This is a genomic window from Roseovarius sp. (assembly GCF_030373445.1).
Classification (GTDB): domain Bacteria; phylum Pseudomonadota; class Alphaproteobacteria; order Rhodobacterales; family Rhodobacteraceae; genus Roseovarius.
On the sequence record NZ_JAUCYU010000010.1, the window covers coordinates 64,628 to 89,754 of the forward strand.

Here is a 25,127-nt window from a genome sequence, read left to right on the forward strand (position 1 = left end):
TGCGACCGTGTCGGCCGGGCGGCGGGTGGCGCTCAGCCACGGCGTTGCCCGGTGGCGATCAGGGCAAGGGCCCCGGCCGCCAGCGCGAGGCCGGGCGCGAGGGCCGCCGGGCCGTTGAGGACGTAAAGGGTCAGCGCGCTTTGGGCCAGCCAGAGGCCGGGCACCGCGCAGGCCGCCAGCCGGTGCCGGGGCCCGGTGGTCAGCAAGGCGGCGCCAAGGCTGACAACGGCCGTGGGGTCGGGCGCGATGCCGGCGAGTTCCGCGTCGGCAAGCGTGCGGCCCTGCAGCAGGGCGAGGAGCGGGTAGGCGAGGGTTCCGGCAAGGACCAGGGCGTATCCGGCCTTGTCGGACAGGCGTGGGCTTGCCCGTCGTGGCGGGCCGGTGAAGGCCATGACGGCGAACGCGATGGCCTGCAGGAAGAAGACGGGGCCGGCATGGCTCATGGCCCAGTTGACGGGGGCGTAGCGCTGCATGATGAAGTTCGCCCCGACCGAGAACCAGGACAGGGCCAGCAGGGCGAAGAGCAGGCGGAGCCCGCCCGCGGGCCGGCGGGTGTGCAGGGCCAGGGCGGCCAGGAGCGCCAGCGGGGCGAGCAGCGGCATCGGCCAGAGGTTCGCGTTCTCGAGGGTGAAGAGTCGCCAGTAGACCCGCTCGGAAAACAGCAGGAAATCAGACAGTTCGTAGCTCAGCCAGTCCCGCATCAGAGGTTTTCGAATTGGGTGACGATCCGGCGGCGCATCGCCGCGTCGGGCATGGGCCCGCGGGCGGCGGCCTTGTTCTCGCGCAGGTGGGCGACGCGGGTGGTGGCGGGGATGGCGACGGTGAGTGCCGGGTGGGAGAGGATGAACTTCAGCAGCAGTTGCGGCCAGCTTTCGGTTTCGAGGTCAGCAGCGACGTCGGGGAGGGGTTTTCCCTTTAGATTCAAAGGCAAGGCGCCGCGGCGGAAGGGGCGGTTGGCGATGACGGCGATGCCTTTCTCGCGGGCGAGGGGGAGGAGGCGGTGCTCGGCCTCGCGGTCGGCGAGGTTGTAGGTGAGTTGCACCGTGTCGACGGGGTAGTCGCGCATCAGCCATTCGAGCAGGTCATGGCGGCGGCCGTGGGAGGTGGTGAGACCCACATGGCCAAGCTGGCCGTCCTCCTTCAGGCCGAAGAGCGTGTCGAGATGCGCCTCCCATTCGACGAGGTTGTGCACCTGGAGCAGGTCGAAATGGTCGACCCCCCAGGCCGCGCGGCTTTGGGCGACCTGGTCGGGGCCCATGTCGGCGTCGTCGGTCCAGACTTTGTCTGTTGCGAATATGCTTTTGGGATCATTGAGTTTTTCAAGCCCGTAGCCGATCGTTTCCTGCGACGAGCCGTACATGGGCGAGGAGTCGATCATGCCGCCGCCTTCCTCGGCGAAGGCGGCGATGACATCGGCGCAGGCGTCGAGGAGAACGGGGTCGTTGCCGACGTTGAAGGTGATCCAGCTGCCGAGGCCCACGGCGGGAATCCGGGTGCCGGTGGAGGGGATCTCGCGTAGGAGGGCGTCATCGGCGCGGGCCGGAAAGGGCAGGGTGAGGGCGGCCGTGGCGCCGGTGATCATCGTCCGTCTGGTGAGTTTCATGGGGCCTCGCTGGGGTCTGGCCGGTGTGGGATATCGGGTAGAATCAAACGTCGGTATCACGTCGGTATTTTGTCGGTATCGCGTCGGTGTGTTTTCGGTGCGTCACCTGTTCCGCAGCAGGACCAGCCCGGCCAGACCGCCGGCGAGCCAGCCGCCGAGATGGGCCTCCCACGCGAGGCCGCCGGAGAGCATGACGAAGAAGGCCACGTTGGCGGCGACCAGCCCGAGGATGGCCGTGAAGACCGGTTTCAGGGTCAGGCCGTGGCGGCGGCGCAGGTGATATTCGTCGGCCTGCCAGAGCCCGACGAGACCGAAGACCGCCCCCGAGGCGCCGATCATCGGCGCGTCGGTGAAGGCCAGCAGGCCGAAGAGCAGCGCGCCGCCCACGGCCGAGAGGAACAGCACCGCCAGGGTCCGGACAGGGCCGACGCGGGCGGCGACGAACTTGCCCAGCGACAGCAGGATGACCGCGTTGAGCGCGAGGTGCATCAGCCCGCCATGCAGGAAGGCATGGGTGATGAACATCGCCACCGCCTGGCCCGGCCAGGCGGGCGGGATGGTGCCCGCGAAGACCGGCTGCCAGAAGGCGCCGAGGGCATAGGCCTGCCAGCGCAGCCCGGTGGCGCCGATATAGCCGGCATCGGACAGGCTGAGCACCAGCTCGATGGCGGCCATGATGCCGACGAGGGTCCAGAGGAAGCCGGGCGCGCCGATCTGGCTGGCCTGTGGTGGGGGCGGGCGGTTTTCGCGCGAAACGTGGTCCATGTGGGGGACATAGGCACTGAAACCGGCGGGACAATGCCGGCCGGCCATTCGCCGCAGCCAGGGTTTACGGCACGTAGGAGGTCGGCGGGGGCGACTGGATGCTTTCGAGGTAGGTCACCACGGCGACGAGGCGGGCGGGCACCTGTTTGGTGATCCCGTTGCCGGTGTCGAAATCGACGAGCGGCCCCTCGGTCAGGGTGGAGATGACGGGCATGTCGTCGCGCGGGTTGGTGCGCTTGGTGTAGCCGTCGACGATCGACATGACCTCGAGCCGGGGCCAGACGCCGTTGCGCCGCGCGGCGATGCGGGTGAGATCGGCCGGCGGTGTCTTGAGGCCGTGGGCCGCCGGGCCGCTGCCCTTGGCGGCGGGGCCGTGGCAGGAGGCGCAGTTCTCGGCGAAGATGGCGCGGCCGGTGTCGCGCGAGACGGAGGGCGACTCCTGCGGGGTGCATGCGGCGGCGGCGAGGAAAGCGATGATCAGGGCGTGTTTCATGGGGGCCTGCTGAGATCAGGTGATTTGCCGGAGGTATTAGAGCATGCTTGGCGCGCGGTCCATCCCGTCAGGCCGCGAGGCCCGCGGCGCAGTAGCGGACCAGGTGGTCGACCTGGTCCGCCTCGGGTGCCGGGGCGTGGCCGAGGGCGGTGATCCGGCCCTGCGAGGTGAGCAGCGCCAGCATGGCGGAGACGGAGAAGACGAAGCCCGCGGCGAGCTGCTGGCGCGAGGCATCCGGCCGGAGGGCGAGGAACTCGTCGAGGAAGATCTCGGCGGTGGGGTCGAAGCATTCTGCGGCGATGGCGCGCCAGCGGTCGTCGGTTGAGACGAAGGCCACGATGCGGGCGTAGTGTCGCCAGCGCGGGTTGTCCCGCGACAGATCGAAGAAGGGACGCATGAAGGCCGAGAGGAGGCTTTCCAGCGTGAGGGGCCCGCTGGCGCGGCACCGGGCCAGCGCGTCGAGCCGGGCTTGCGAGAGGGCGGCGGCGCGGCGGGCGACGGTGAGGTGAAAGAGCGCCTCCTTGCCGCCGCCGTGGTGGTGGATGGTGCCCACCGGCTCGCCCGCTTCCGAGGCGATGTCGCGGATGGTGGCGCCGTCGAATCCCCGGTCGGCGAAGACGGCTTCGGCGGCGTCGAGCACCCGCTCGCGCGTGGCGAGCGCCCGCTTGGAGGGCGCCCTTTGTCGTGGCTTGCCAAAGGTTTGTTCCGGAGTCATGAAAACATCTTGCCTTAAGTTGAACAGATGTTCAAGTTAAGGGTGACAAGGGAGGACAGTATGAGTGACGCGCGCGAGAGGCTGGCCCTGATCGGGGCGGGGCCGATGGGGCTGGCGGCGGCCAAGCTGCTGGCCGAGCACGGGATCGGGTTCCAGGGGTTCGAGCTGAACGATGATGTCGGCGGGCTTTGGGATATCGAGGGCCCGCGCTCGACCATGTACGAGACGGCGCACCTGATTTCGTCGAAGCGGATGACGGAGTTCACGGATTTCCCGATGCGGGACGAGGTGGCGGAGTACCCGTCGCACCGGGAGATGAAGCGGTATTTCCGGGACTTCGCCGAGCGGTTCGACCTGTACCGGCATTACCGGTTCGGGGCGGAAGTGCTGTCCTGCGAGCCACTGGGGGCGTCCGGCGAGGGCTGGCGCGTGACGTGGCGGGATGGCGAGGGGGAGCATACGGAAGAGTTTGGCGGTGTCCTGATCGCCAACGGCACGCTCAGCACGCCGAACATGCCGACCTTCGAGGGGGACTTCACCGGCGAGCTGATCCATTCGTCGGCGTATCGTTACCCGGGGCAGTTCGCGGGGAAACGGGTTCTGGTGATCGGGGCGGGGAATTCGGGCTGTGATATCGCGGTGGATGCCATTCATCATGGCGTGTCGTGCGACGTGTCGATGCGGCGGGGGTATTACTTCGTGCCGAAATACGTGTTCGGCAAGCCTGCCGATACGCTGGGCGGGGCGATCAAACTGCCGATGGCGCTGAAGCGGATCGTGGACGGGACGATTCTGAAATGGTTCGTGGGAGACCCGCAGAAATACGGGTTTCCGAAGCCCGACTACAAGCTGTACGAAAGCCACCCGGTGGTGAATTCGCTGATCCTGTATCACGCCGGGCATGGGGATGTGCGGATCAGGGGGGACGTGGCGCGGTTCGAGGGGAAGACCGTGCATTTCAAGGACGGGACGGAAGCCGAGTATGACATGGTTCTGGCGGCGACGGGGTACAAGCTGGATTATCCGTTCATCGATGACGGGCTGCTGAATTGGACGGGGGATGCGCCGCATCTCTATCTCAACTGCATGCATCCGGAGCGGGATGACCTGTTCGTGCTGGGCATGGTCGAGGCGTCGGGGCTTGGCTGGCAGGGGCGGCACGAGCAGGCCGAGATGGTGGTGCGGTACATCGAGGGGCTGAGGGCCGGGTCGCCGGAGGCGAAGGCGTTGCAGGCGGCCAAGGCCGGCGGGTTCGAGCGGGCGACGGGGGGGATGAGTTACATCGACCTGCCGAGGATGGCCTATTACGTGGACAAGGCGACCTATCGCAAGGCGGTGGGGCGGTGGATCAGGCGGCTGGGCGGGGCGGGCGCATGATCGACGAGGCGGTTCTGGAGTTTTCGGCGGGGTCGCTGACCTTGCTGAACGCGATATTGGCGGTGGTGATGTTTTCCATCGCCATCGACCTGTTGCCGAAGGATTTCAAGGCGCTGGCGCGGGCGCCGAAGCCGCTGGTGGTGGGGTTGGTCTCGCAATTCGTGGTGCTGCCGGTGCTGACCTTTCTGCTGGTGCTTTTGGTGAGGCCGCAGGCGTCGGTGGCGCTGGGGTTGATTTTGGTGGCGGCGTGCCCGGGGGGGAACATCTCGAACTTCATCACCCATCGGGCCGGGGGGAACGCGGCGTTGTCGGTGTCGATGACGGCGTTCGCGACGGTGGGGGCGATTTTGCTCACGCCTTTGAACATCGCGTTCTGGGGGAGCCTATACGGGCCGTCGGCGGAGATCTTGCGGGCCACGGAGATCGACCCGGTCAGGATTGCCGTGACGGTGGGGCTGATGCTGGTGCTGCCCCTGGTGCTGGGGGTGACGCTGAACGCGCGGCGGCCGGGGGTGGCGGCGCGGTTGCGGCGGCCGTTGCAATGGCTGTCGATGGCGATTTTCGTGGGGTTCGTGGCGGTGGCGCTGGCGGCGAACTGGGCGCAGTTCCTGGCCTATGCGGGCGGGATTGCCGGGCTGGTGGTGCTGCATAACGCGCTGGCATTGTCGGGCGGGTACGGGACGGCGTGGCTGGCGGGGCTTACGCCCTTCGACCGGCGGGCGGTGACGATCGAGACGGGGATCCAGAATTCGGGCCTGGGGCTGGTGCTGATCTTCGGGTTCTTCGGGGGCCTGGGCGGCATGGCCGTGGTGGCGGCGTTCTGGGGGATCTGGCACGCGATTTCGGGGATCGCGCTGGCGGCGGTGATGGCGCGGACGGAGGCGGCCCGATGAGCCGGGTGCTGATCACCGGGGCGGCCGGGATGGTGGGCCGGGCGCTTGTCGAGGCGCTGCCCGCGCGGGGCGTGGTGGCGACGGACCTGGCGCGGGGCCAGCTGCCCGAGGCGGTGGCGTTCCGGCGGATGAACGTCACGGGGGGCGATCCGGATGACGTGATCGGCAGGGTCAGGCCGGAGGTGGTGGTGCACCTCGCCTCGGTCGTGACGCCGCCGCCGGGGATGAGCCGCGAGCATGCGCACGCCGTCGACGTGACAGGCACGCGCCACGTGCTGGAGGCCTGCGTGCGGCATGGGGTGAGACGGCTGGTGGTAACAAGCTCGGGGGCGGCCTATGGCTATCACCCCGACAACCCGGTGCCGTTGACGGAAGATGCGCCGTGCCGGGGCAACGTCGCGTTCGCCTATGCCGACCACAAGCGGCAGGTGGAGGAGATGCTGGCGGAGGCGCGGGAGGCACATCCGGGGCTGGAGCAGGTGGTGCTGCGGGTGGGTACGGTGCTGGGGGCGGGAGTCGAGAACCAGATCACGGCGCTGTTTCATCGCAAGCGGCTGCTGGCCATTCGGGGCTGTGACAGCCCGTTCGTGTTCATCTGGACGCGAGACCTGGCGCGTATCCTGCAGCGCGCGGCGACGGATGGCCCGGCGGGGATCTACAACGTGGCGGGCGACGGGTGGCTGACGGTCGATGACCTGGCCCGGCGGCTGGGCAAGCCGGTGTTGCGGCTGCCGGCCTGGGCGCTGAAGGCGGCGCTGACGGTGGCGAAGCCGCTGGAGCTGACGCAGTACGGGCCGGAGCAGGTGCGGTTCCTGCAATACCGCCCCGTTCTGGCCAATGACCGGTTGAAGGAGGTGTTCGGCTACGTGCCCGAGCTGAGCTCGGCCGAGGTGTTCGAGCTTTGGCGGCGGGAGGCGGGGTTGTGAGGACGGCGGTAATTTCGGGCGGTAACGGGGGCTTGGGCCGGGCGCTGGCGGCGCGGCTGGAGGTGGAGGGCTGGCATTGCGTGCTGATGGACCGGGAAATCTCGGGGCTGGCGGCGACGGAGACACGGACGCCGGTCGAGGTGGACCTGACCGATGCGGCAGCACTGGCGCGGGTGGCGGCGGAGGTGATCGCAGCGCGGCCCTCGATCGACATGGTGATCTATAACGCGGGCGTGTCGCAGATCGGGCCGTTTTCCGAGAGTGACGAGGCCAGTCATCGCCGGGTGTTCGAGATCAACTATTTCGCCGCTGTGGCGATGGCGCGGGCGTTCCTGGGGCCGGTGCGAAAGAGCGGGGGGGTGCATCTGGCGATCTCCTCGGTCGCGGGGTTCGCGCCGTTGAAGAACCGAACGGCCTATGCGGCATCGAAACACGCGTTGGAGGGGTTTTTCGGCTCGCTCAGGTCGGAGGAGATGGCGCATGGGGTGCGCTGCCTGATCGCCGCGCCGAGCTTCGTGGCGACGAATATCGGCAATGCGGCGCGCGGGGCGGACGGGATCGTGCGGCCGGGCTCGGCGGCGGACGGGGTGGATTACATGACGCCGGAGGACGCGGCGGAGGTGATATTGCGCGGCGTGGCGCGGGGGCGGGCGTTCATCCCGGTGGGCCGGGTGGCGCGAATGTCGTGGTGGGTCAGGCGGCTGGCGCCGGGGGTCTACGAGCGGATGATGCGGCGGAGGATCAGCGGTGAGGGGTAGGGTGTGGTGGTTGGGTCGAGCCGTTCCGGTTCCCGTGTTGGAGCGCCGTGTTGTGCGAGGCCCCGGGTCAGGCCCGGGGCGGGGAGGGTACGTGTGGATAGGGTGAGCTTGTAAAGGCGAATTCTGAGGGAGGGGCAGCGTGTTCTCGCAGGTGACCTGCCTGTCGAACTGCCCGTCCCGGCCTTGAGCCGGGACCTTGTGGAGTAAGAGGCCCCGGGTCGGGCCCGGGGCGGGGATTACGCTTTGTTATGCTTTGGCACCGCCGGGTGAGCGGCGGCCCGTGGGGAGGCGCTGCCAGGGTTGTAGATGGTACCTTATGGTGCCGGGTACATCTTCGCTATGGAGGTAGCGCTACATGTCAAAAGCGCCTGCCCGTGGGGACGGCGTCGTCCATTGGGCTTGAACCAATGGCGCCTCAATGAACGACCGCTCGCCCGGCGCCGCGCTTAGACGCGGCTTGACTCCGGGCGTGTGACACATTCACCAATAGGTCGTATTACTCGTTGCTCTCTTCCGCATCCGCCGCTGGTTCCTCGGCTTGCGGCTCCGGCACCTCGATCGGGTCGAAGGCACCGGCGGAGATGTCGAGCATCCGCCACCTTCCGCGTTCCTGCAGGAATACGAGGTCGAAGCTGAAATGCTGCGGCAGGGTGGGGAAATACCCGGTCAGGCGCATCTGGTCGTTGCCGGCCGCGATCTGGGCCTGCAGGATCTTCGGTTCCACAACGAGCACGGGCAGCATGTCGAGCCCGGAATTGCGCAGCTCGGTGAAGCGGGCGGCCAGTTGGGTGGCGTTGTTGGCGGCGCCGAAGTCGCGGGCGGCGTAGTCGCGCAGCACGGTGTAGTTGCCGGTGCGGTTGCCGTGATGCACCGCCGTCATGATATCGCGCACGAGGGCCGTGGCGAAGCTGCGCTCGACCTGTTCCTGCGCGAGGCCGGGCGTGGCCAGCAGCAGGATCGCGAGAAGCGCCGCGGATAATCTCCGCGGCGCTTCGGTGGTTCTGTTCCTGCGAAGGGTTACCAAGAGTACGTTACACCTATGCGGCCGCCGGTCTGGCTTCTATCGAACCCGTGCGTGATGCCCGCGTCAAGCTGAACGTTGGGGCTGACCCGGAAGCCCATGTTGACGGCCATCGCGGTCGAGCCTTCGAACATGCCGAGGCTGGTCGAGAGCGCGAAGCTGCGGTCGGTGGGTACGTAGGGGGTGCTGAGCGCCATCGCCATGGCGATGCCTTCCTCGTTGTTCGAGATGCGGCGGCTGTTGTTGGCGATGCCGGCGCTGTTCGACTGTACCTGCCGGCTGAGCGCGGCCGACGGCATGACCGAGCGGTCGACGGCGAGGTTGCCGTCGGCGTCGGCGGTGACGTAGCCCACCGGCATGCCCTGGGCCGCGGTGCTTTCGTCGGAGGCGATGCCGGGCATGGTGTAGGTGTTCTGGGCGTTGCCCATGGTGAACTGGTTCGCCCGGGTGGCCATGGCGCCGTTGCCGATGGCGACCGAGTTGGTCGCGCTGGCCATGGCGAGGTTGCCGAAGGAGAGCGAGACGTCGCCCGAGGCCGTGGCACCTTCGCCGACCGCGGTGGAGCGGACGCCGGAGGCGGTGGCCAGGTGGCCGAAGGCCTGTGCCCGCTCGGCCGAGGCGGTGGATTGCCAGCCGACGGCGGTGGCGCCGGGGCCCATCGCCGTGGTCTCGCCGCCGATCGCGGTGGTGGAGGGGCCGTTCGCCATGGCGGTGTCGCCAAGCGCGATGGCATCGGTGCCGTTGGCGACGGCCTCGTTGCCGATGGCGGTCGAGTTGTCCGACTGGGCATCGGCGTTCTCGCCGATGGCCAGCGAGCGGACGCCCTGGGCCGTGGCGAGGTGACCGAAGGCCTGGGCACGCTCGGCGGTGGCCTGCGACTGCCAGCCGATGGCGGTGGCGCCAGGGCCGGTTGCGACGGTCTCGCCGCCGACCGCGGTGGTCGACGCGCCCATGGCCATCGAGGTGTCGCCTATGGCGACCGCATCGATGCCGTTGGCGATGGATTCGTTGCCGATGGCGGTGGCGTTGTCGGTCTGGGCGTCGGCGTTCTCGCCGACGGCGAGGGAGCGGACGCCCTGCGCGGTGGCGAGGTGGCCGAAGGCTTGCGCGCGTTCGGCGGTGGCCATGGATTGCCAGCCGACGGCGGTGGCGCCGGGGCCTGTTGCGACGGTTTCGCCGCCGAGGGCGGTGGTCGACGGGCCCATGGCCATGGAGGTGTCACCGAGGGCGACCGCATCGATACCGTTGGCGATGGATTCGTTGCCGATGGCGGTGGCGTTGTCGGTCTGGGCGTCGGCGTTCTCGCCGACGGCGAGGGAGCGGACGCCCTGCGCGGTGGCGAGGTGGCCGAAGGCTTGCGCGCGCTCGGCGGTCGCCATGGATTGCCAGCCGACGGCGGTTGCGCCGGGGCCGGTGGCGACGGTTTCCCCGCCCACGGCCGTGGTCGACGGGCCCATGGCCATGGAGGTGTCGCCGAGGGCGATGGAGTCGATGCCGTTGGCGATGGATTCGTTGCCGATGGCGGTGGCGTTGTCGGTCTGGGCGTCGGCGTTCTCGCCGACGGCGAGGGAGCGGACGCCCTGCGCGGTGGCGAGGTGGCCGAAGGCTTGCGCGCGTTCGGCGGTGGCCATGGATTGCCAGCCGACGGCGGTGGCGCCGGGGCCTGTTGCGACGGTTTCGCCGCCGAGGGCGGTCGTGGAGGGGCCATTGGCGCTGGCGGTGTCGCCGAGGGCGATTGCGTCGATGCCGTTGGCGATGGATTCGTTGCCGATGGCGGTCGAGTTGTCCGACTGGGCGTCGGCGTTTTCGCCCACTGCGAGGGAGCGTTCGCCTTGCGCGGTGGCGAGGTGGCCGAAGGCCTGGGCGCGTTCGGCGGTGGCCATGGATTGCCAGCCGACGGCCGTGGTGCCCGGGCCGGTGGCGACGGTTTCGCCGCCGACCGCGGTGGTCGAGGGGCCGGTGGCCGTGGCTTCGGAGCCGATGGCGACACCATCGGTGGAGGTGGCGTCGGTGCTCGATTGGTCGCCGACCGCGACCGAGAAGTCGCCGTCTGCCGTGCTGTTCACGCCGCATTCCACGCTGTTCGTGCCTGCGCCCGTGTTGCAGGGGGCGGTGCCGTCGGCGTAAGCCGCACCTGCCGCAAGCATGACGAATGCGCTGGCCGAGCCGTTCAGAAGCCGGAGCAGCGATTTTCTACCCTGTTGTGCCATTATTACCTTTTCCCGGGATAAACCTATTTCAACGAAACGCAGTCACGCAGACGCGACGTAAATAGTTTCAAACTTATTTACGTTTTTGTGAGAGCGGGTGACTGTCAGGCTTGGCCGGGGCCCGGCCCGGGGCCGGTGGTGTCGGTTTCGCGGACCAGGAATTCCAACAGTGCCGAGGCGGGGCTGTTGGGGGGCTGGTTGACGCGGGTGACGATGTAATAGGCGTCGTAATCGAGCTCTCGCGGCCCGAAGGCCTGGACCAGCCGGCCGGCGCGGAGGGCCTCGCCGCCGAGGAACCAGTCGGTCATGGCGAAGCCCGCGCCGTTGCGGGCGAAGGCCACGGCATCGTGATGGGAGCCGGCGTGAATTTCCCGTTCCGGGCGGAACTGTTCGAGGCCGCGGCTGGCGAACCACTGGGACCAGACATCGCCGTCATCCTCGTGGATGAGGGTGGCGCGCTTGAGGATGTCGGGCGACATCGGCAGGGCCCCCCGGACGAGTTCGGGCGCGCAGACCGGGAAGATGGCGGTGCGCATGAATGGGGTGACCGTGCAGCCGGGGAAGCTGTGGGCGGAGTAGACCACCGCCATGTCGACATCGGCCGGCAGCGAGGTCATCGTGCGTTCGGCGTAGGTGAGTTTCAGCGACAGGCCGGGGAAGCGGCCGAGGAATTCCGCCAGCTTCGGGTTCAGCCATTCGACCATGAGCGAGACCGGCACCGCGAGGGAGAGCTGGCCCGAGAAGGCGTCGGTCGAGAGGGACAGGGCGGTCGAGGCGATGCCGGCGAAGCCCTGCTCGATGGCCCGGAGAAGGCGTTCGCCCGCCGGGTTGAGCTCGATCCGGCGGCCGCGCCGGTCGAAGAGCGTGACGCCGAGGGAGGTTTCGAGCGCCCGGACCTGATGGCTGACGGCGCTTTGGGTGACGTTCAGTTCGGTCGCCGCGCGGCCCATGTGCTGATGCCGGGCGGCGACCTGGAATGTCTGCAGGGCGTTGAGGGACACCCAGTTTTCCCCGATCTTCATGGCCCTGTCCGATTAACAAGTTTAGATCATCAGCTTAAGCAAAATTACTCGCTTTTGCCAAGATGGGCTCATTTCTATCCTTGCGGGGACAACCAATGGAGACTCGCCATGCCCAAGGACAAGACAGATGTTTCGCTGCCGCTTCAGGCACGCCAGCCCGGTGGCGGCACGCAGCCGCTGGACAACTGGGGGATCGACTCGGAATACGGGGTGTTGCAGGACGTGCTTCTGGGCCCGGTCGAGACTTTCGGGCACATGGACAACACCGCCTTCAGCTCGATCTACCGCGAGACCGCGCGGACGGGGCGCGCGTGGGATCACCAGGCCGCCGTGCGGCAGTATCGCGAGATGTGCGAGGCCTACGAGGATGCGGGCGTGACCATCCACACGATGCCGCAGGACGAGCACCTGAAATACGGTGTCTATGCGCGGGATTCCAGTTTCATGACGCCCTGGGGCGCGGTGATCACCCAGATGGCCAACCCGCGCCGCCGGGGCGAGTATTCCGCCGCGCTGCGCTTCTACCTCGAGGCGGGCATTCCGATTTACGACATGGTGAGTGCCGGGAATTTCGAAGGCGGCGATTTCCATATCGTCGAGCCGGGGGCGGTGCTGATCGGCTATACCGGCATGCGCTGTGAAGAGGTGTCGGCGAAGCAGATCGGCGGCTGGGTCGAGAAGGAGGGGTGGGAGGTGCATTACGCCTATATCGACCCCTATTACGTGCATATCGACCTGATGGTCTGTGTCATCGCGCCGAAATGCGCGGCTGTCTGCCTCGAGACGACGCCGGAGCACGTGGTGGACTGGCTGAAGGGGAAAGGGTTCGAGCTGATCCCGGTGGGGTTCAAGGACACGATGGCGCTTGGCTGCAACGTCATGTCGCTGGGCGATGACCGGGTGCTGTCGCCGGCGGCGAGCACGGACCTGAACGCCAAGCTGCGGGCCAACGGGTTCAAGGTCTACGACCCGGAGATGGACATGTTCACCATGATGGGCGGCGGCATTCACTGCATGGCGCAATCGCTTCGGCGGGCGCCGAGCTGAACCTTATAAGTCAAGAAAAACAAAGATAATCCAACAGGGAGCAAGGAATGAAAGAAAAGCACATCAACCGACTGAGAACCCAATTCATGGCCGGCGACATGGACCGGCGGCAGTTCATGCGCGCGCTTCTGGCGACCGGCATGACGGCGGCGACCGCGACGGGCATGGCCGACATGGCGCAGGCGGCGGCCCCGCAGAAGGGCGGCACGTTCAAGCTGGGCAAGGGGCATGGCCAGACCACCGACACGATGAACCCGGGCACGGCCGAGAACGGCTACATGGTCAACCTGCTGCAGACCTTCCACGGCTACCTGACCGAGGTGGCCCGCGACGGCAGCCTGACGCCGGGCGTGGCGGAAAGCTGGGAGCCGGCGGATGGCGGCAAGACCTGGGTGTTCGACCTGCGCAAGGGGATGACGTTCCACAATGGCAAGGACGTGACGCCCGAGGACGTCATCGCCTCGGTCAACCATCACCGGGGCGAGGATTCGACTTCGGCCGGCAAGCCGCTGCTGGCGGCGCTGACCGATGTGCGCGCCGATGGCGACAGCCGGGTGGTGTTCGAGCTTGAGGCTGGGAATGCCGACTTCCCCTTCGTGATGAGCGATTACCACATCCCGATCGGCATGTCGGAGGATGGCGCCGTCGACTGGAAGACCGGGATCGGGTGCGGGGCCTACCGGCTCGACAATTTCGAGCCCGGCGTGCGGTCGGACCTGTCACGCTACGAAGATCACTGGGACCTGAACAACCGGGCGTTCTTCGATTCCGCCGAGATCATCGCGGTGACGGACACCAACGCGCGGACCTCGGGCTTCATCACCGGGGATTTCGACGCGATCGACCGGATGGACCTGAAGACCGTGGACCGGATCAAGCAGAATGCCGGCGTGAACGTGCATTCGGTGCCGGGGACGCAGCATTTCACCTTCGAGATGATGTGCGATGTCGACCCCTACACGGACGTGAACCTGCGGCTGGCGCTGAAATGGGCGATCAACCGGCAGGAGTTGGTGGACAAGATCCTGTTCGGCTACGGCGCGGTGGGCAACGACCACCCGATCGGGCAGGGGCAGCGGTTCTACAATTCCGAGATGGAGCAGCGGGAATACGACCCCGACAAGGCGCGGCATTACCTGAAGAAGGCTGGCATGGAGAATGTCAGCGTGGAGCTTCTGGCGGCCGATGCGGCCTTTGCCGGGGCGGTGGACGCGGCGACGCTCTACCAGAATTCGGCCAGGGAGGCGGGGATCGACATCACGCCGGTGCGGGTGCCCAATGACGGGTACTGGACGGATGTGTGGAACGTGAAGCCCTTCGTCGCCGTCTACTGGAGCGGGCGGCCGGTGGAGGACCTGATGTTCTCGACCGCCTACCAGAGCGGGGTGCCGTGGAACGGGACGAAGTGGTCGAACGAGCGGTTCGACGAGCTGCTGATCGCGGCAAGGGCGGAGCTCGATACCGAGAAACGCAAGGCGATGTATTACGAGATGCAGGAAATCCTGAGCAACGATGGCGGGCTGATCGCGCCGATGTTCGCCTCCTATGTCTTCGGGACGCGCGACAAGGTCGGCCTGCCCGAGACCTTCGCGTCGAACTGGGACATGGATGGCGAGCGCTGCGTGGAGCGGTGGTGGTTCTCGTGACCGGGTGAGCGACTGGTTCCGGAAGAGTGGAGGCCGTTCCCCTGGGGGGAGCGGCCTTTTCGGTTGGTGATGTGGCGGGGCAATAGCCCTACGGAACAGGCAAGCTGGCTTTGGCGGAATGTCGGTTCAGCGCTCTTGCAAGGCGAGACGAATGCCGAGTGCGCAATAGATGCTGCCGACGACCTTGCCCTGCCACTTGAGAACCGTCGGGTTGCGGCGGAGGAAGTTGCCCAGGCCACCCGCTGCGACGGAGTAGACGATCGTGCTGAGAAAGCCGATGAGCGCGAAGATGATCCCGAGAACGGTAAGCTGTGCGACCACGTAGCCTTTTTCGGGGGCGACGAACTGGGGCAGGAAGGCGAGGAAGAACAGGGCGGTCTTGGGGTTCAGCACCTCGGCGAGTATTGCCTGCCTGAAGGCTTGAGGTGCGGTGATCGGAACGCGGCCCTGGCCAAGGTCGACCGATGCCTTCTCGAAGATCGCCTTCAAACCAAGGAAAACCAGGTACGCGGCGCCCAGGTATTTCACGATGGTGAAGAGAGTGGCCGACGCGGCGATGATGGCCGAGATACCGACCACCGCCATGATGGTGTGTAGGACGTCTCCCGCCGTGATGCCGGCGCCCGTCGCAATACCAACCCTCGTTCCGGACGTCGTGGCCCGGGCAACCGTCAGAAGGGTCGCGGGCCCGGGGATGAAAACAAAGCCGAGAACGATCAACGAATAGGTGAGCAGCAAGGCTGGGTCGATCATACTGCTTTCTCCACAATCTCTGCAGATTGCAGCAATGCACAGGCGGAGATCGATAACAAGCCCCGCAACCAGGCTTTCCTGCGTCCTGACGAATGAGCAGGATGGGCTTGAGGCGGTCCTTGCGGTTTCGGCGCGACCCCGGCTTGGGAGTCCCACGGACTTAGCCCGTTCCCCGAAGGGAGCGGCCTTTTCGATGGCTTACTGCGTAACCCGCAAGGGCGTCACGGGGCTGACGGATCAAAGCACATGAATATCGTTCAGAACCAGAACCAAACGACCGTCATTCTGAAGGATTTCAAAGGTCGCGGTTAGGTCCGACCACTCCCCATCAAGCGGTAGGCGAAATGAGATTGACCCTACACGGCTATTCGGCTCGGCATCCCGCCAGCGGTCGATTTCCCAACAAGGCGTACGTCCTTCGTTTGCCTCGGTTACTCTTGAAATCCTGTACTCGTGCTCTCCGGCCACGTGCGGAAGTCCATATCCCGCGATAACCGACCGGATTAGTTCAGGCGTCCAAGAATGGTAGCTGTCGTGTGCGGTGAGATTGAATGCGTCTGCAAATCTGCCCTCGGCGAGCAAATCGACCCATTTTTTAACGCCATTCAGGAGATATTCGTCGCTTGCGGTTAATGGGAAGCGAAGCGCGCCGTCTGGTATCGATACTTCCGACAATAGGTCACTCCAACGCCCTACGGGTCTCCTTCGATAGCCGATATCCATGCGGTTTGCATCATTGTGGATTTGCGGCCGATGCGCGGCGGGCTGAAGCCCTTTGTTCCGCGCAGGCGCTTCGTCGACAGGTCAGCGTTGGGTACGAAGCGGGCATTGCGATTCCAGCCCGTTCCCGGCTTGCAAGTCGCCGATACCGCATCGGGCCGTTCCGATCGTAGAGCGGCCTTCCTAGCGCGCGTTTTCCAGCGTCGTGCGCAGGTGCTTGGCGCTGACCGGTTTCTGGCAGGTCTCGGCGCCGGGGTAGCGGTTGCGGACGTCTTCCTCGAAGATGTGGCCGGAGTGGAAGACGATGGGCACGCCCAAGTCGACGAGCTTGTCGGCCAGGGGGAACACTTCGCCGTCCTTCAGGCGCACGTCGAGAAGGGCCACGTCGGGGAGGCCCTTGTCGAGGATTTCGAGGGCGTCGGACCGCTTCGCGAAGGGGCCCATCACCTCGAAGCCGAATTCCTCGATCAGGAGTTTGAGGTCCAACGCGACCACGAATTCATCTTCACACACAAGCACCGTTGCTCGATCAGTTTTTTCATTCATTGTTTTCGGGCTCATAAACCAAAGTCATCTTACGTTCGTTATCGTCGAAGGAAACCGTTACGCTTCCGCCAAGCTGTGCGGCTGCCAGCTCGACCAATGTTGAGCCAAAACCGGTACCGTTTTCGTCAGGAATAACTCTCCGATCGTGGATCTCGTTCCATATTAATTCCACCGATCCGTTTTTATGCGTCTTCCATGCCACATCGAGCGTGCCGGTGGCGGGGCCGAGCACGCCGTATTTCGCGGCATTCGTGGCCCATTCGTGCAGGAGCAGGGAGAGCGAGGTAAGCTCCTGGCTGGTGAGCAGGACCTTGGGGCCCGAGACGCTGGTTTCGGCCTGGCCGTCATAGGGTTCCAGCGCCGCGCGGATGGCGTCCTCGAGGCGGAGGCGCTTGCCCGTGCGGGAGCGCTGGGTCATGTCGTGCGAGCGGGCCAGCGCGTTGATGCGGGCCTGCACGCCTTCGACCAGGTCGTCGATGCTGTCGGTCGTGCGGCCGGCCATGCGGACCATGCTGGAGATCACCGAGAACATGTTCTTCACCCGGTGGTTCATCTCGCGTAGCATCATCTCGCGGACGGTCTTGGCCTCTTCCTCGGCGGTGACGTCGAAGAACACGCCGAGAATCCGGTCGGCGCGGTGGCCGTTGATGCGGCGGCCGACGACGCGGACATAGCGCTTGGTGCCGTCCTTCAGCGGGGCCGAATAGGTCAGGTCGATGCTGTCGTCGTCCTCGTCGGCGTTGCGGAAGGCGGCTTCGATGGCGGCGCGGTCCTTGCTGTTGAGCTCGTCGAGGAAATCGCCGAGGCGGAGCACATTCTCGTCGGTGCCGATCATGGCGCGGCCGGTATCGTCGAGCTTCAGCTCGTCCGAGCCGGGATCGAATTCCCACACGCTGAGCGAGGTGACGTCGAGCGCGAGGCGCAGGCGCTCGCCCTCGTGCTTGAGGGCCTCCTCGAGGCGCAGGGCGTCGGTGACCTCGGTGAAGACCAGGGTGGCGCCGTCGACGTCGCCCACGCGGTTCTGGTAGGGGGTGATGACCAGCGACCAGGTGCGTTCCTCGGCCCGGTCGGCCACCCGCAGGTAGCGGACCTCGCCATCGTCCATGACGTCGCGCGCGGCGGTCAGCACTTCCTCGTTGTTGCGCAGGCTGCTGGTCACCTCGCTGAGCGGGCGGCCACGGTCCGTGCCGCGGAAGGGGTAGATCGACTGGATCGCATCGGTGAAGTTGCGGATCGACATGTCGGAATCGACGACGACCAGCGGCAGGGCCGTGGAGGCGAAGAAGTTGCTGAGGTCGGCATTGGCGACGGACAGCTCGTCGACCTTGCTTTTCAGCTCGTCATTGACGGTCGAAAGCTCCTCGTTGGTCGACTGGAGCTCTTCGTTCATCGACATCATTTCTTCGTTGGAGCTTTTCAGCTCCTCGTTCGCCGTCTCGAGCTCCTCGACGGTGGTGTGCAGGCGGACGCGGGTGCTGCGCAGCTCGTCCTCGAGGCTTTGGACGTGGCTGTCCATCGGGTCGAGATCGTCGAAATCCTCGTCCTGGAAGGTTTCGAAGCGGTCGCGGTCCCGCAGGATCAGCAAGATCGAGCCGTCATCGAGCGGCTCGGCGATGAGGTCGAAGGCCTGCTGGCCGAATTCGGACTTCGCGACGAGATCGCGGGAGATGGTGCGCTTCTTGTTCTTGCCGACCTGGCGGATGATGGCCGACACGGCCTCGCGCACGCCGGGGCGGGCGATGGACGGGGCGAAGCGGTTGGTTTCCTGGTCGGTGCCGTAGTCGAGATACTTGCCGAGCCGGCCCGTGGTTTTCAGGATCTCGCCCGAGGTGGTCACCTGGAGCGTGGCGGGGGCGTAGGTGGACAGGATGCGCTGGACCGCGTTGTCCTCGCGCCAGTCGGGCTGGAGCCGGGCGGTATCGTCCTCGTGGATGCCGGGGCGGCGCGGGGTTTCGGGCCGGGACTGGCCGCGCAGGTGGAGGGGGTATTCGGGGCGGCCATCGTTGCGCTGGAAGATCCGCGCGGCCTGGTCGACCTGCCGGAAGGCGTGGTCGTGGCGGCCGACGGTTTCGGACGGCCCGAGGAACAGGATGCCGTCGGGCTTGATCGAGTAGTGGAAGATCGGCAGGGCGAGGTTCTGGAGCTGGTCGCCGAAATAGATCAGCAGGTTGCGGCAGGAGACCAGGTCGATATTCGAGAACGGCGGGTCGCGCACGATGCTGTGCACGGAAAAGCGGATCATGTCGCGGATGCGGCCGGAGATCTGGAAACGGCCGTCGCGGGCGATGGTGTAGGCGTCGCGCATTTCCTCGGGGATGTCGGCGAGGGCGGATTGCGGGTAGGAGGCCTCGCGCGCGATGCGCAGCATCTGCTCGTCGATATCGGTGGCGAAGATCTGGACCTTGGGGGCGCGTTTCTGGGCGCGCGCCTCCTCGGCGAACATCATGGCGATGGAGAACGCTTCCTCGCCGCTGGAACAGCCGGGGATCCAGACGCGGAGCTCGTCCTCGTTGCCGGCATGTTCGATCATCGGCCTGATAGCCTTGGCCCGGAGGGCCGCGAAATGCTCGGGGTCGCGGAAGAAACGGGTGACGTTGATCAGCAGGTCGCGGAACAGCACCTCGCATTCAAGCGGGTCGGACTTGATGTGCTGGAGGTAGGCATGGGCGTCGGCGAGGTCGAGCACCTGGATGCGGCGCTGGACCCGGCGGACGAGGGTGGATTTCTTGTAGCCGGAGAAATCGTGCCCGACGAAGTTGCGCACGACGCCGCAGATGTCCTTGAGGTTTTCCTCGACCGTGCTGGCGAGCTTGCGGTCGACCGTGTCGACGAAGGAATGGGCGTAGAACTGCTGGATCGCCTCGACGATCTCGCCGGGGCGGCGGACGAAATCGACCAGCCCGGTGCCCTGGGCCGAGGTGGGCATGCCTTCGTACTTGGCGGTGCGGGGATCCTGGACGACGCAGAGGCCGCCATGCTCCTTGATCGCGCGGAGGCCGGCGCTGCCGTCGGCGCCGGTGCCGGAGAGGATCACGCAGGCGGCGAAGCGGCCCTGGTCCAGCGCGAGGCTTTCGAAGAAGTCGTCGATCGGGCGGCGCAGGCCACGGGGCTGGGCGAAATCGGTGAGGTTGAGGACCGAGTCCTTGATCGAGAGGCCGTGGCCCGGCGGGATGATGTAGACGTTGCCGGCCTCGACCTTCTCGCCGCCGGAGACCTGCCGCACGGTCAGCTCGGTATGCCGGGAGAGCAGTTCGGCCAGCAGGCTTTCGTGGTTGGGATCGAGGTGCTGGATGACGACGAAGGCGAGGTTGTTCTCGGGCCGCGCCTCGGTCAGCATCTCGCGGATGGCCTCGAGCCCGCCGGCGGAGGCGCCGATGCCGACGACGCAGAGCCGCTTGCGGTCTGCTTCCCGTTTCTGGGCCGGGGTCTGATCTTCTTCTTCGGAATCTTTCATGTGACGATGAGCCGGCCGCGGGGTTAACGGGAGTCCGAGAAGGACATGCGCGCGAGGGTCGCGACCGAGTCGGCGATGAGCTGGGCCGATCCCATCATCGCGAAGCCATATTCGCGGCCGATCTGTTCCACGTCGGTCAGTGCCTGCGAGAGCTTGGCGTCGTTCTTGGCGATTTCCGAGCGCTGCATGGCCGAGGTCATGTCGAATTGCGAGGCGAGGATCAGCTGGGCCTTGCCGTGGGCGTCGTAGAGGCGGGACATGAAGACGAAGTTGCGGAACTCGCTGCCATCCTTGCGGTAATTGGTGATCGGGAAGCGGTCGCTGTCGCCGCCCTGGCCGTGGACGAAGTCATGCAGCGGCTGGCGCTCTTCCTCGGTGGTGTTGGGGCCTTGCAGGAAGCGGCAGTTCTTGCCGGTCACCTCGTCCTCGGAATAGCCGGTGAGCTTGCAGAACGCCTCGTTCACGGCGATGAGGGGGGCATCGCCCCCGGTTGTGGAGACGGCCAGCGCGACGCCGGACTTCCGGATATAGTCGCCCAGGGCGGGCGGCAGGTCAGTCTGAGACGGCATCGGGTTCAACTCGCTTTCAAACAACAATGACACGCATATATTGGTGCGTCTGCGTATGCAGACAATGGTTTACTTATCTTTTGATCCGAAGCGATACAATCCGGTCAATAGGCTGGCGGGTTGACGCCAAGTCAGGCGACGCGGGAATAACGCCGAACATGCGGCCGGGGTTTCATGGCTGCGCAATAGGCAGGCATTTACAGGGCCTCAGCCGGCCGCGGAGAGGGTCATCTGGGTCTGGATGACGATGGCGGCGGGTTTGCCGTCTTCGCGCAGCACGGTGGTTTGCCAGATCGTGGTGCGGCGGCCGCGGTGCAGGGCCTCGCAGCGGGCCGTGGCGGTCTCGCCGATGGCGATGGGGCGGATGAAATTGGTCTTGCTTTCCAGCGTGGTGGTGGTTTGGCCGTCTTCGAGATTGACGGCGGCGGCCGAGCCGCCGAGCGCGTCGGCGAAGGCCATGATGGCGCCGCCATGCATGACGCCGTTGCGGTTGGCGTGGTGGGGCTGGACGGTCAGGGTGCCGACGATGCATTCGGGGCTGCCATGGGTCAGGGTCACGCCCATGGATTTCGGGAAGTCGGGCAGGATGGCGTCAAGTTCTTCGGGGGTCATGGTGCTGTCTCGCTCAAGGGCCGGTTTGCCATGGACATAGCGGGCGGAGCGCGGCTGTGCCACCGGAACCTCGGGGTCAGGTGCCGAGGGTGGCGAGGATGGTGTCGAGCACGGTGTCGTGGCCGTGGTCATGCATCGGCAGGTGGGAATGGCCGGATGGCAGGGTGGTGCCGGAGGCGAGGCGGTGGAGGGGCGTGCCGGCGTGGCGGAGCCGCGCCTCGAACCGGTCCCAGGCGGCGGCGCGGCCCTGCCAGAGCTCGTTGATGTCGAGGTAGTCGCCGGTGAAGAGCGTCACCGGCAGGCCGGCGAGCGGCGTTGGGTCGTCGGGCTCGGCCGAGGGTTCGAGAAGCACGAGTTGGGAGAGGCGTGCGCCCTGGGCGATGGCCTCGAAGGCGGGCTCGGCGCCCTGGCTGTGGGCGACGAGGATGGGTGAGGGAAGGCCATCGAGCACGGCCTTGACCGCCGCGGCCTGTTGCGGGGCGGTGGAGAGCCAGCGGGGGGCGAAGGTGGCCGCCAGCGCCGGCAGGCTGTCGGCGGGGAAACGCTGGCCGGGGAAGGCGCGGCGGGCGGCAAACCCGTCGGGCGGGCCGATGCGGAAGAGGTGCCAGGCGTCCTCGAGCGAGCGCAGCACCGGCTCGCCCGGCCAGAGACCCGGCATGAACCCGGCACGGCCGCGTTCGGCATTGTCGATGACATGTACCTCGTAGCCCTCGGCCAGCAGCAGCTGGAGCCAGCCCTGGCGGCCATCCGGCGTGCCCTCCCACACGGTGCCGGACATGCCGCCGCCATGCAGCAGCACGACGGGCGGCGCGTCGCGGAGGGGGTCGGGTATGAAATACTGCACGTAGGCCTGTTCGACCGCGAAGGTGCCCCGTGGGTCGAAGGTAAGGGTGACGTCGCGGGTGACGGGCAGGTCGCGCGGCTGCCCCTCGGTGACCCGGTGCAGGCGGCCGCCGGCGGTGTAGCTGCCGAAATCGCGCAACGTCACGGGGCGGCGCATGCGAGGTCTCCCGACGGTGTTGGCCCGCCCGCGCCGGTGTGGCACGGGCGGGGAAAGCGGATCAGTCCAGCGCCGAGAGGGCCTGGTACTCGCGGTAGTCCTCGCCATAGGCGCGGTAGCTGTCGATGACCCGCTTGAACATCTCGTCCTCGGCCGAGCGTTCGGCGTAGACCTCGTCGGCGGCGGTGCGCAGGGCCTCCATCACGCTGTCGGGGAAACGCGCGACGTTGACGCCGTTGTCGCGGAATTCCTGCAGCACCGGGCCTTGGGCGCCCGCCGCGTGGCCGAGGGCCCAGAGGCTGACCTCGTTGCAGGAGACCTCGATCGCCTTGCGCTGCGCGTCGGTGAGGGCGTCCCACTTGTCCTTGTTCATGTAGAACTCGATGAAGCCCGCGGGCTGGTGCCAGCCGGGGAAGTAGTAGTTCTTGGCGACCTGGTCGAAGCCCAGGAGCTTGTCGACCAGCGGGAAGCTGAGCTCGGTCGCGTCGAGCCGGCCAGTTTCGAGCGAGGTGGATATTTCGCCCGCGGGCAGCGACATGGCGTTGGCGCCGAGTTTCGAGAGGATCTCGCCGCCCAGGCCGCCGATGCGGATGTTGAGGCCCTTGAGGTCTTCGGGGGTGTTGATTTCCTTCGTGTACCAGCCGCCCGACTCGGACAGGATGACGCCGCAGGCCATGGGCACGAGGTTGTAGGGCTCGTACATTTCGCGCCAGAGCTCCAGCCCGCCGCCGTGGTTGAGCCAGGAGATGTACTGCGTGGGCTCGCCGCCGAAGGGGATCGAGCCGAAGAGCGCGGCGGCCGGTTCCTTGCCGGCGGCGTAGCCCGCGAAGCTGAAGCCCGCGTCGATGGCGCCGGCGCTGACATTGTCGAAGATCTCGAAGGCGGGGGAAAGTTCGCCGTCGAGGAGGTAGTCGAACTCGACCTCGCCGCCGGTGAGGACGGAGACGTTCTCGACGAAGCGCTTGGCGGCCGGGTCGAGCACCGGCAGGGGCCCGAAGGCGCTTTGCATCGTGTAGGTGTCGGCCTGGGCGGCGGTGGCCGCCAGCACGGCCAGCGCGGCCGCTTTCATTGTGTGTTTCATGGTTTCCTCCCTAGTGGTTCAGATAAGCCCCGTGACGATGACGGGGAAGGCGATGATCAGCCCCAGCACCAGTAGCTGAAGCAGGATGAAGGGCAGGACGCCCTTGTAGATATCGGTCGTGCTGAGCTGGCCGCCTGCCGCGCCGCGCAGGTAGAAGAGCGAGAAGCCGAAGGGCGGCGTGAGGAAGCTGGTTTGCAGGTTGACGGCCACGAGGATGCCGAACCACACCAGCAGCGCGTCGCCCGAAAGGCCGTTGCCGAAGTCGAGGCCTGCCACGATGGGGGCGAAGATCGGCATGAGGATGAGGGTGATTTCCAGCCAGTCGAGGACGAAGCCCAGCAGGAAGATCGCCCCCATGACCACGGCCAGCACGGTCAAAGGGTCGGTGCCGAAGGCGGTGATGGCTGTTTCCACCATGTCGTCGCCGCCGATGGCCTTGAAGACGGCGGAAAAGCAGGTGGCGCCGATCATGACCAGGAGCACCATCGAGGTGGTCGTCACGGTCTGGCGGGCGGCGGCCATAATGGTGGCGAGGTCGAAGCGGCGGTAGAGGAGGGTCACGACGATCGCCCCGAAGGCACCGAGGCCGCTGGCCTCGGTGGGGGTGGCGTAGCCGGCGATGATGGAGCCCAGGACCACGACGATGAGCGTCAGGAGGGGGCCGAGGTCGAGGAGCAGGCGGAACGGGTTGGTGCGGCCTTCCAGGCGGGGGGCGCGGGGCAGGCCGCGGGAGCGGATGGCGACGAGGATGGCATAGATGCCCACCAGCAGGAGGCCCGGGCCGATGGCGCCGGCGAACATGTCCGGCACCGGGGTCTGGAGCTGGTCGCCCAGCACGATCAGCATGACCGAGGGCGGGATCAGGATGGCGAGCGTGCCGGAGGCCGCGATGAGGCCGGCGGAGGTGGGCTTGTCGTAGCCGGTTTCCTGCAGGCGGGGCAGGGCGAGCAGCGCCAGCAGCACCACGGAGGCGCCGACGATGCCGGAGGAGGCCGCGAGCAGGACGCCGATGACAAGGACGGAGATGCCCATGCCCGCCGCGCTGCCCCCGAGCGCCTGTTGCGACGCGCGGAGCGAGCGTTCGGCGACGCCGGATTTTTCCAGCACCAGCCCCATGAAGATGAACATCGGGATGGCGACCAGAAGCCAGTTCGACAGGACGTTGGCGTAGATCCGGCTGGTGAGCAGGTTGAAATAGGCGGTGGGCAGGTCGGAGACGAGGATGAAGAGGGCGGCGGAGCCGGCGAGCACCATGGCCACGCGGTAGCCTGCAAGGATGCCGGCGAGCGTGAGCACGGCCATGGCGAGGGGCAGGGCGGTTTCGCTCATTTCGCGCGCCGGAGAAGGCGGAGGGTCTCGACGGCGAGCGCCAGGGCGAGGAGGGCCATGCCGAGGGGCAGGAATTCCTTGATCAGCCAGAGGTCATTCAGCCCGCCCGAGGCGGAGCCTTCGTCGGAGCGCCAGGCGCGGTGGGTAAAATCCCACGCGGCGGGCAGGATCATGACGAGGAAGGGCAGGGCGAAGAGGAGGTTTCCGGCCAGGTCGATGCGGGCCTTTGTGCGGTCGCTGCGGGGCTGGTAGAAGAAATCGACCCGCACATGGGCATTGCTCAGCCAGACCAGCCCGGCGGGCAGGAGGCCGGTGATCACCAGCAGGTGCCATTGCAGGTCGAGCAGCGTGTTGAGGGTGATGGCCTTGCCGAGAAGCGGCAGGGCGGTGTCGAACCGGGCGAGCGGGTTGATGTCGAGCGCGTTGCAGGCGACCTGCAGCACGATGCCAAGCATCAGCAGTATGACGAGCCACGAAAGCCCGCGCAGCAGGGCCTGCGCCCAGGGGCTGCCATTCTCCTCCTCCATTTCCGGCCGTGCCTCCCTTGCCAGATATTCCTCCATATGGAACTATATATTTCCATCTGG

Annotated in this window: 24 protein-coding genes; 6 read left to right on the forward strand and 18 right to left on the reverse strand. The window is 66.7% G+C overall.

Annotation, left to right across the window (positions count from 1 at the left end):
• Positions 1-32: 32 nt before the first annotated feature.
• The 5 genes from QUV18_RS17325 to QUV18_RS17345 form a co-directional block, all read right to left on the reverse strand.
• On the reverse strand, positions 33-701 hold the full coding sequence (locus tag QUV18_RS17325) for a DUF6064 family protein (RefSeq protein ID WP_300895300.1): 669 nt from the start codon (positions 699-701) through the stop codon (positions 33-35).
• Positions 701-1,603, reverse strand: coding sequence for an aldo/keto reductase (locus QUV18_RS17330; RefSeq protein ID WP_300895302.1), 903 nt, complete (start codon positions 1,601-1,603; stop codon positions 701-703). Before QUV18_RS17330 ends, QUV18_RS17325 begins: the two co-directional genes overlap by 1 nt.
• Before the next feature lie 102 nt (positions 1,604-1,705).
• Positions 1,706-2,368: a rhomboid family intramembrane serine protease gene (locus QUV18_RS17335; protein WP_300895303.1), complete on the reverse strand. Its 663-nt coding sequence runs from the start codon at positions 2,366-2,368 to the stop codon at positions 1,706-1,708.
• Positions 2,369-2,432: 64 nt separating this feature from the next.
• A complete protein-coding gene (locus QUV18_RS17340; RefSeq protein ID WP_300895304.1) occupies positions 2,433-2,861 on the reverse strand; it encodes a cytochrome c in 429 nt (142 codons plus the stop codon).
• Positions 2,862-2,928: 67 nt separating this feature from the next.
• Entirely contained in the window at positions 2,929-3,576 is a 648-nt protein-coding gene (locus tag QUV18_RS17345; RefSeq protein WP_300895305.1) for a TetR/AcrR family transcriptional regulator, read from the reverse strand.
• A 60-nt stretch (positions 3,577-3,636) separates the two neighbouring features.
• Here QUV18_RS17345 and QUV18_RS17350 point away from each other — a divergent pair, with 60 nt between their 5' ends.
• Genes QUV18_RS17350 through QUV18_RS17365 form a run of 4 tightly spaced genes read left to right on the forward strand, consistent with a single transcriptional unit; the run spans position 3,637 to position 7,530 of the window.
• Positions 3,637-4,953, forward strand: coding sequence for an NAD(P)-binding domain-containing protein (locus QUV18_RS17350; RefSeq protein WP_300895307.1), 1,317 nt, complete (start codon positions 3,637-3,639; stop codon positions 4,951-4,953).
• Complete coding sequence (locus tag QUV18_RS17355) at positions 4,950-5,846, forward strand: bile acid:sodium symporter (RefSeq protein ID WP_300895308.1); 897 nt, start codon at positions 4,950-4,952, stop codon at positions 5,844-5,846. The genes QUV18_RS17350 and QUV18_RS17355 overlap by 4 nt, the downstream gene beginning before the upstream one ends.
• Complete coding sequence (locus QUV18_RS17360) at positions 5,843-6,772, forward strand: SDR family oxidoreductase (protein WP_300895309.1); 930 nt, start codon at positions 5,843-5,845, stop codon at positions 6,770-6,772. Before QUV18_RS17355 ends, QUV18_RS17360 begins: the two co-directional genes overlap by 4 nt.
• On the forward strand, positions 6,769-7,530 hold the full coding sequence (locus QUV18_RS17365; protein WP_300895310.1) for an SDR family NAD(P)-dependent oxidoreductase: 762 nt from the start codon (positions 6,769-6,771) through the stop codon (positions 7,528-7,530). Before QUV18_RS17360 ends, QUV18_RS17365 begins: the two co-directional genes overlap by 4 nt.
• A gap of 496 nt (positions 7,531-8,026) precedes the next feature.
• On the opposite strand, the gene QUV18_RS17370 is transcribed toward QUV18_RS17365, so the two are convergent.
• The 3 genes from QUV18_RS17370 to QUV18_RS17380 form a co-directional block, all read right to left on the reverse strand.
• Positions 8,027-8,554: a hypothetical protein gene (locus tag QUV18_RS17370; RefSeq protein ID WP_300895312.1), complete on the reverse strand. Its 528-nt coding sequence runs from the start codon at positions 8,552-8,554 to the stop codon at positions 8,027-8,029.
• Positions 8,548-10,761, reverse strand: coding sequence for a YadA-like family protein (locus QUV18_RS17375; protein WP_300895313.1), 2,214 nt, complete (start codon positions 10,759-10,761; stop codon positions 8,548-8,550). The genes QUV18_RS17370 and QUV18_RS17375 overlap by 7 nt, the downstream gene beginning before the upstream one ends.
• A 104-nt stretch (positions 10,762-10,865) precedes the next feature.
• On the reverse strand, positions 10,866-11,783 hold the full coding sequence (locus tag QUV18_RS17380) for a LysR substrate-binding domain-containing protein (RefSeq protein ID WP_300895314.1): 918 nt from the start codon (positions 11,781-11,783) through the stop codon (positions 10,866-10,868).
• A gap of 108 nt (positions 11,784-11,891) precedes the next feature.
• Between QUV18_RS17380 and QUV18_RS17385 the strand changes: the two genes are divergently transcribed.
• Both QUV18_RS17385 and QUV18_RS17390 read left to right on the forward strand, forming a co-directional pair.
• A complete protein-coding gene (locus QUV18_RS17385) occupies positions 11,892-12,830 on the forward strand; it encodes an arginine deiminase family protein (protein WP_300895316.1) in 939 nt (312 codons plus the stop codon).
• Positions 12,831-12,877: 47 nt separating this feature from the next.
• Complete coding sequence (locus QUV18_RS17390) at positions 12,878-14,476, forward strand: ABC transporter substrate-binding protein (protein WP_300895317.1); 1,599 nt, start codon at positions 12,878-12,880, stop codon at positions 14,474-14,476.
• Between the two features lie 126 nt (positions 14,477-14,602).
• Here QUV18_RS17390 and QUV18_RS17395 read toward each other — a convergent pair whose 3' ends face one another.
• The 10 genes from QUV18_RS17395 to QUV18_RS17440 form a co-directional block, all read right to left on the reverse strand.
• Positions 14,603-15,229: a LysE family translocator gene (locus tag QUV18_RS17395; protein WP_300895320.1), complete on the reverse strand. Its 627-nt coding sequence runs from the start codon at positions 15,227-15,229 to the stop codon at positions 14,603-14,605.
• Positions 15,230-15,466: 237 nt separating this feature from the next.
• Positions 15,467-15,952 carry a hypothetical protein gene (locus QUV18_RS17400; RefSeq protein WP_300895321.1) on the reverse strand — a complete coding sequence of 162 codons (486 nt, stop codon included), beginning with the start codon at positions 15,950-15,952 and terminating at the stop codon, positions 15,467-15,469.
• Positions 15,953-16,132: 180 nt separating this feature from the next.
• Positions 16,133-16,462, reverse strand: coding sequence for a response regulator (locus QUV18_RS17405; RefSeq protein WP_300895323.1), 330 nt, complete (start codon positions 16,460-16,462; stop codon positions 16,133-16,135).
• 25 nt (positions 16,463-16,487) lie between these two features.
• Positions 16,488-19,949 (reverse strand): CheR family methyltransferase, encoded by a 3,462-nt coding sequence (locus QUV18_RS17410; protein ID WP_300895324.1) that lies wholly within the window; start codon positions 19,947-19,949, stop codon positions 16,488-16,490.
• 23 nt (positions 19,950-19,972) lie between these two features.
• A complete protein-coding gene (locus QUV18_RS17415) occupies positions 19,973-20,518 on the reverse strand; it encodes a PAS domain-containing protein (RefSeq protein WP_300895325.1) in 546 nt (181 codons plus the stop codon).
• A gap of 207 nt (positions 20,519-20,725) precedes the next feature.
• Positions 20,726-21,130 carry a PaaI family thioesterase gene (locus tag QUV18_RS17420; RefSeq protein WP_300895327.1) on the reverse strand — a complete coding sequence of 135 codons (405 nt, stop codon included), beginning with the start codon at positions 21,128-21,130 and terminating at the stop codon, positions 20,726-20,728.
• A gap of 76 nt (positions 21,131-21,206) precedes the next feature.
• Positions 21,207-22,130 (reverse strand): hypothetical protein, encoded by a 924-nt coding sequence (locus QUV18_RS17425; RefSeq protein ID WP_300895328.1) that lies wholly within the window; start codon positions 22,128-22,130, stop codon positions 21,207-21,209.
• Positions 22,131-22,191: 61 nt separating this feature from the next.
• Complete coding sequence (locus tag QUV18_RS17430) at positions 22,192-23,211, reverse strand: TRAP transporter substrate-binding protein (protein ID WP_300895330.1); 1,020 nt, start codon at positions 23,209-23,211, stop codon at positions 22,192-22,194.
• Between the two features lie 18 nt (positions 23,212-23,229).
• Entirely contained in the window at positions 23,230-24,540 is a 1,311-nt protein-coding gene (locus QUV18_RS17435) for a TRAP transporter large permease subunit (protein WP_300895331.1), read from the reverse strand.
• Entirely contained in the window at positions 24,537-25,103 is a 567-nt protein-coding gene (locus QUV18_RS17440; protein WP_300895332.1) for a TRAP transporter small permease subunit, read from the reverse strand. Before QUV18_RS17440 ends, QUV18_RS17435 begins: the two co-directional genes overlap by 4 nt.
• Positions 25,104-25,127 lie beyond the last annotated feature (24 nt).

What these genes read in the sequence shown, in the direction of transcription:
- QUV18_RS17345 (WP_300895305.1), bottom strand. Translation starts at nt 3,576, where the DNA reads ATGACTCCGGAACAAACCTTTGGCAAGCCACGACAAAGGGCGCCCTCC.
- QUV18_RS17385 (WP_300895316.1), top strand. Translation starts at nt 11,892, where the DNA reads ATGCCCAAGGACAAGACAGATGTTTCGCTGCCGCTTCAGGCACGCCAG.
- QUV18_RS17425 (WP_300895328.1), bottom strand. Translation starts at nt 22,130, where the DNA reads ATGCGCCGCCCCGTGACGTTGCGCGATTTCGGCAGCTACACCGCCGGC.
- QUV18_RS17420 (WP_300895327.1), bottom strand. Translation starts at nt 21,130, where the DNA reads ATGACCCCCGAAGAACTTGACGCCATCCTGCCCGACTTCCCGAAATCC.
- QUV18_RS17435 (WP_300895331.1), bottom strand. Translation starts at nt 24,540, where the DNA reads ATGAGCGAAACCGCCCTGCCCCTCGCCATGGCCGTGCTCACGCTCGCC.
- QUV18_RS17350 (WP_300895307.1), top strand. Translation starts at nt 3,637, where the DNA reads ATGAGTGACGCGCGCGAGAGGCTGGCCCTGATCGGGGCGGGGCCGATG.
- QUV18_RS17380 (WP_300895314.1), bottom strand. Translation starts at nt 11,783, where the DNA reads ATGAAGATCGGGGAAAACTGGGTGTCCCTCAACGCCCTGCAGACATTC.
- QUV18_RS17360 (WP_300895309.1), top strand. Translation starts at nt 5,843, where the DNA reads ATGAGCCGGGTGCTGATCACCGGGGCGGCCGGGATGGTGGGCCGGGCG.
- QUV18_RS17400 (WP_300895321.1), bottom strand. Translation starts at nt 15,952, where the DNA reads ATGGATATCGGCTATCGAAGGAGACCCGTAGGGCGTTGGAGTGACCTA.
- QUV18_RS17440 (WP_300895332.1), bottom strand. Translation starts at nt 25,103, where the DNA reads ATGGAGGAATATCTGGCAAGGGAGGCACGGCCGGAAATGGAGGAGGAG.
- QUV18_RS17395 (WP_300895320.1), bottom strand. Translation starts at nt 15,229, where the DNA reads ATGATCGACCCAGCCTTGCTGCTCACCTATTCGTTGATCGTTCTCGGC.
- QUV18_RS17375 (WP_300895313.1), bottom strand. Translation starts at nt 10,761, where the DNA reads ATGGCACAACAGGGTAGAAAATCGCTGCTCCGGCTTCTGAACGGCTCG.
- QUV18_RS17330 (WP_300895302.1), bottom strand. Translation starts at nt 1,603, where the DNA reads ATGAAACTCACCAGACGGACGATGATCACCGGCGCCACGGCCGCCCTC.
- QUV18_RS17390 (WP_300895317.1), top strand. Translation starts at nt 12,878, where the DNA reads ATGAAAGAAAAGCACATCAACCGACTGAGAACCCAATTCATGGCCGGC.
- QUV18_RS17335 (WP_300895303.1), bottom strand. Translation starts at nt 2,368, where the DNA reads ATGGACCACGTTTCGCGCGAAAACCGCCCGCCCCCACCACAGGCCAGC.
- QUV18_RS17340 (WP_300895304.1), bottom strand. Translation starts at nt 2,861, where the DNA reads ATGAAACACGCCCTGATCATCGCTTTCCTCGCCGCCGCCGCATGCACC.
- QUV18_RS17410 (WP_300895324.1), bottom strand. Translation starts at nt 19,949, where the DNA reads ATGAAAGATTCCGAAGAAGAAGATCAGACCCCGGCCCAGAAACGGGAA.
- QUV18_RS17355 (WP_300895308.1), top strand. Translation starts at nt 4,950, where the DNA reads ATGATCGACGAGGCGGTTCTGGAGTTTTCGGCGGGGTCGCTGACCTTG.
- QUV18_RS17430 (WP_300895330.1), bottom strand. Translation starts at nt 23,211, where the DNA reads ATGAAACACACAATGAAAGCGGCCGCGCTGGCCGTGCTGGCGGCCACC.
- QUV18_RS17415 (WP_300895325.1), bottom strand. Translation starts at nt 20,518, where the DNA reads ATGCCGTCTCAGACTGACCTGCCGCCCGCCCTGGGCGACTATATCCGG.
- QUV18_RS17325 (WP_300895300.1), bottom strand. Translation starts at nt 701, where the DNA reads ATGCGGGACTGGCTGAGCTACGAACTGTCTGATTTCCTGCTGTTTTCC.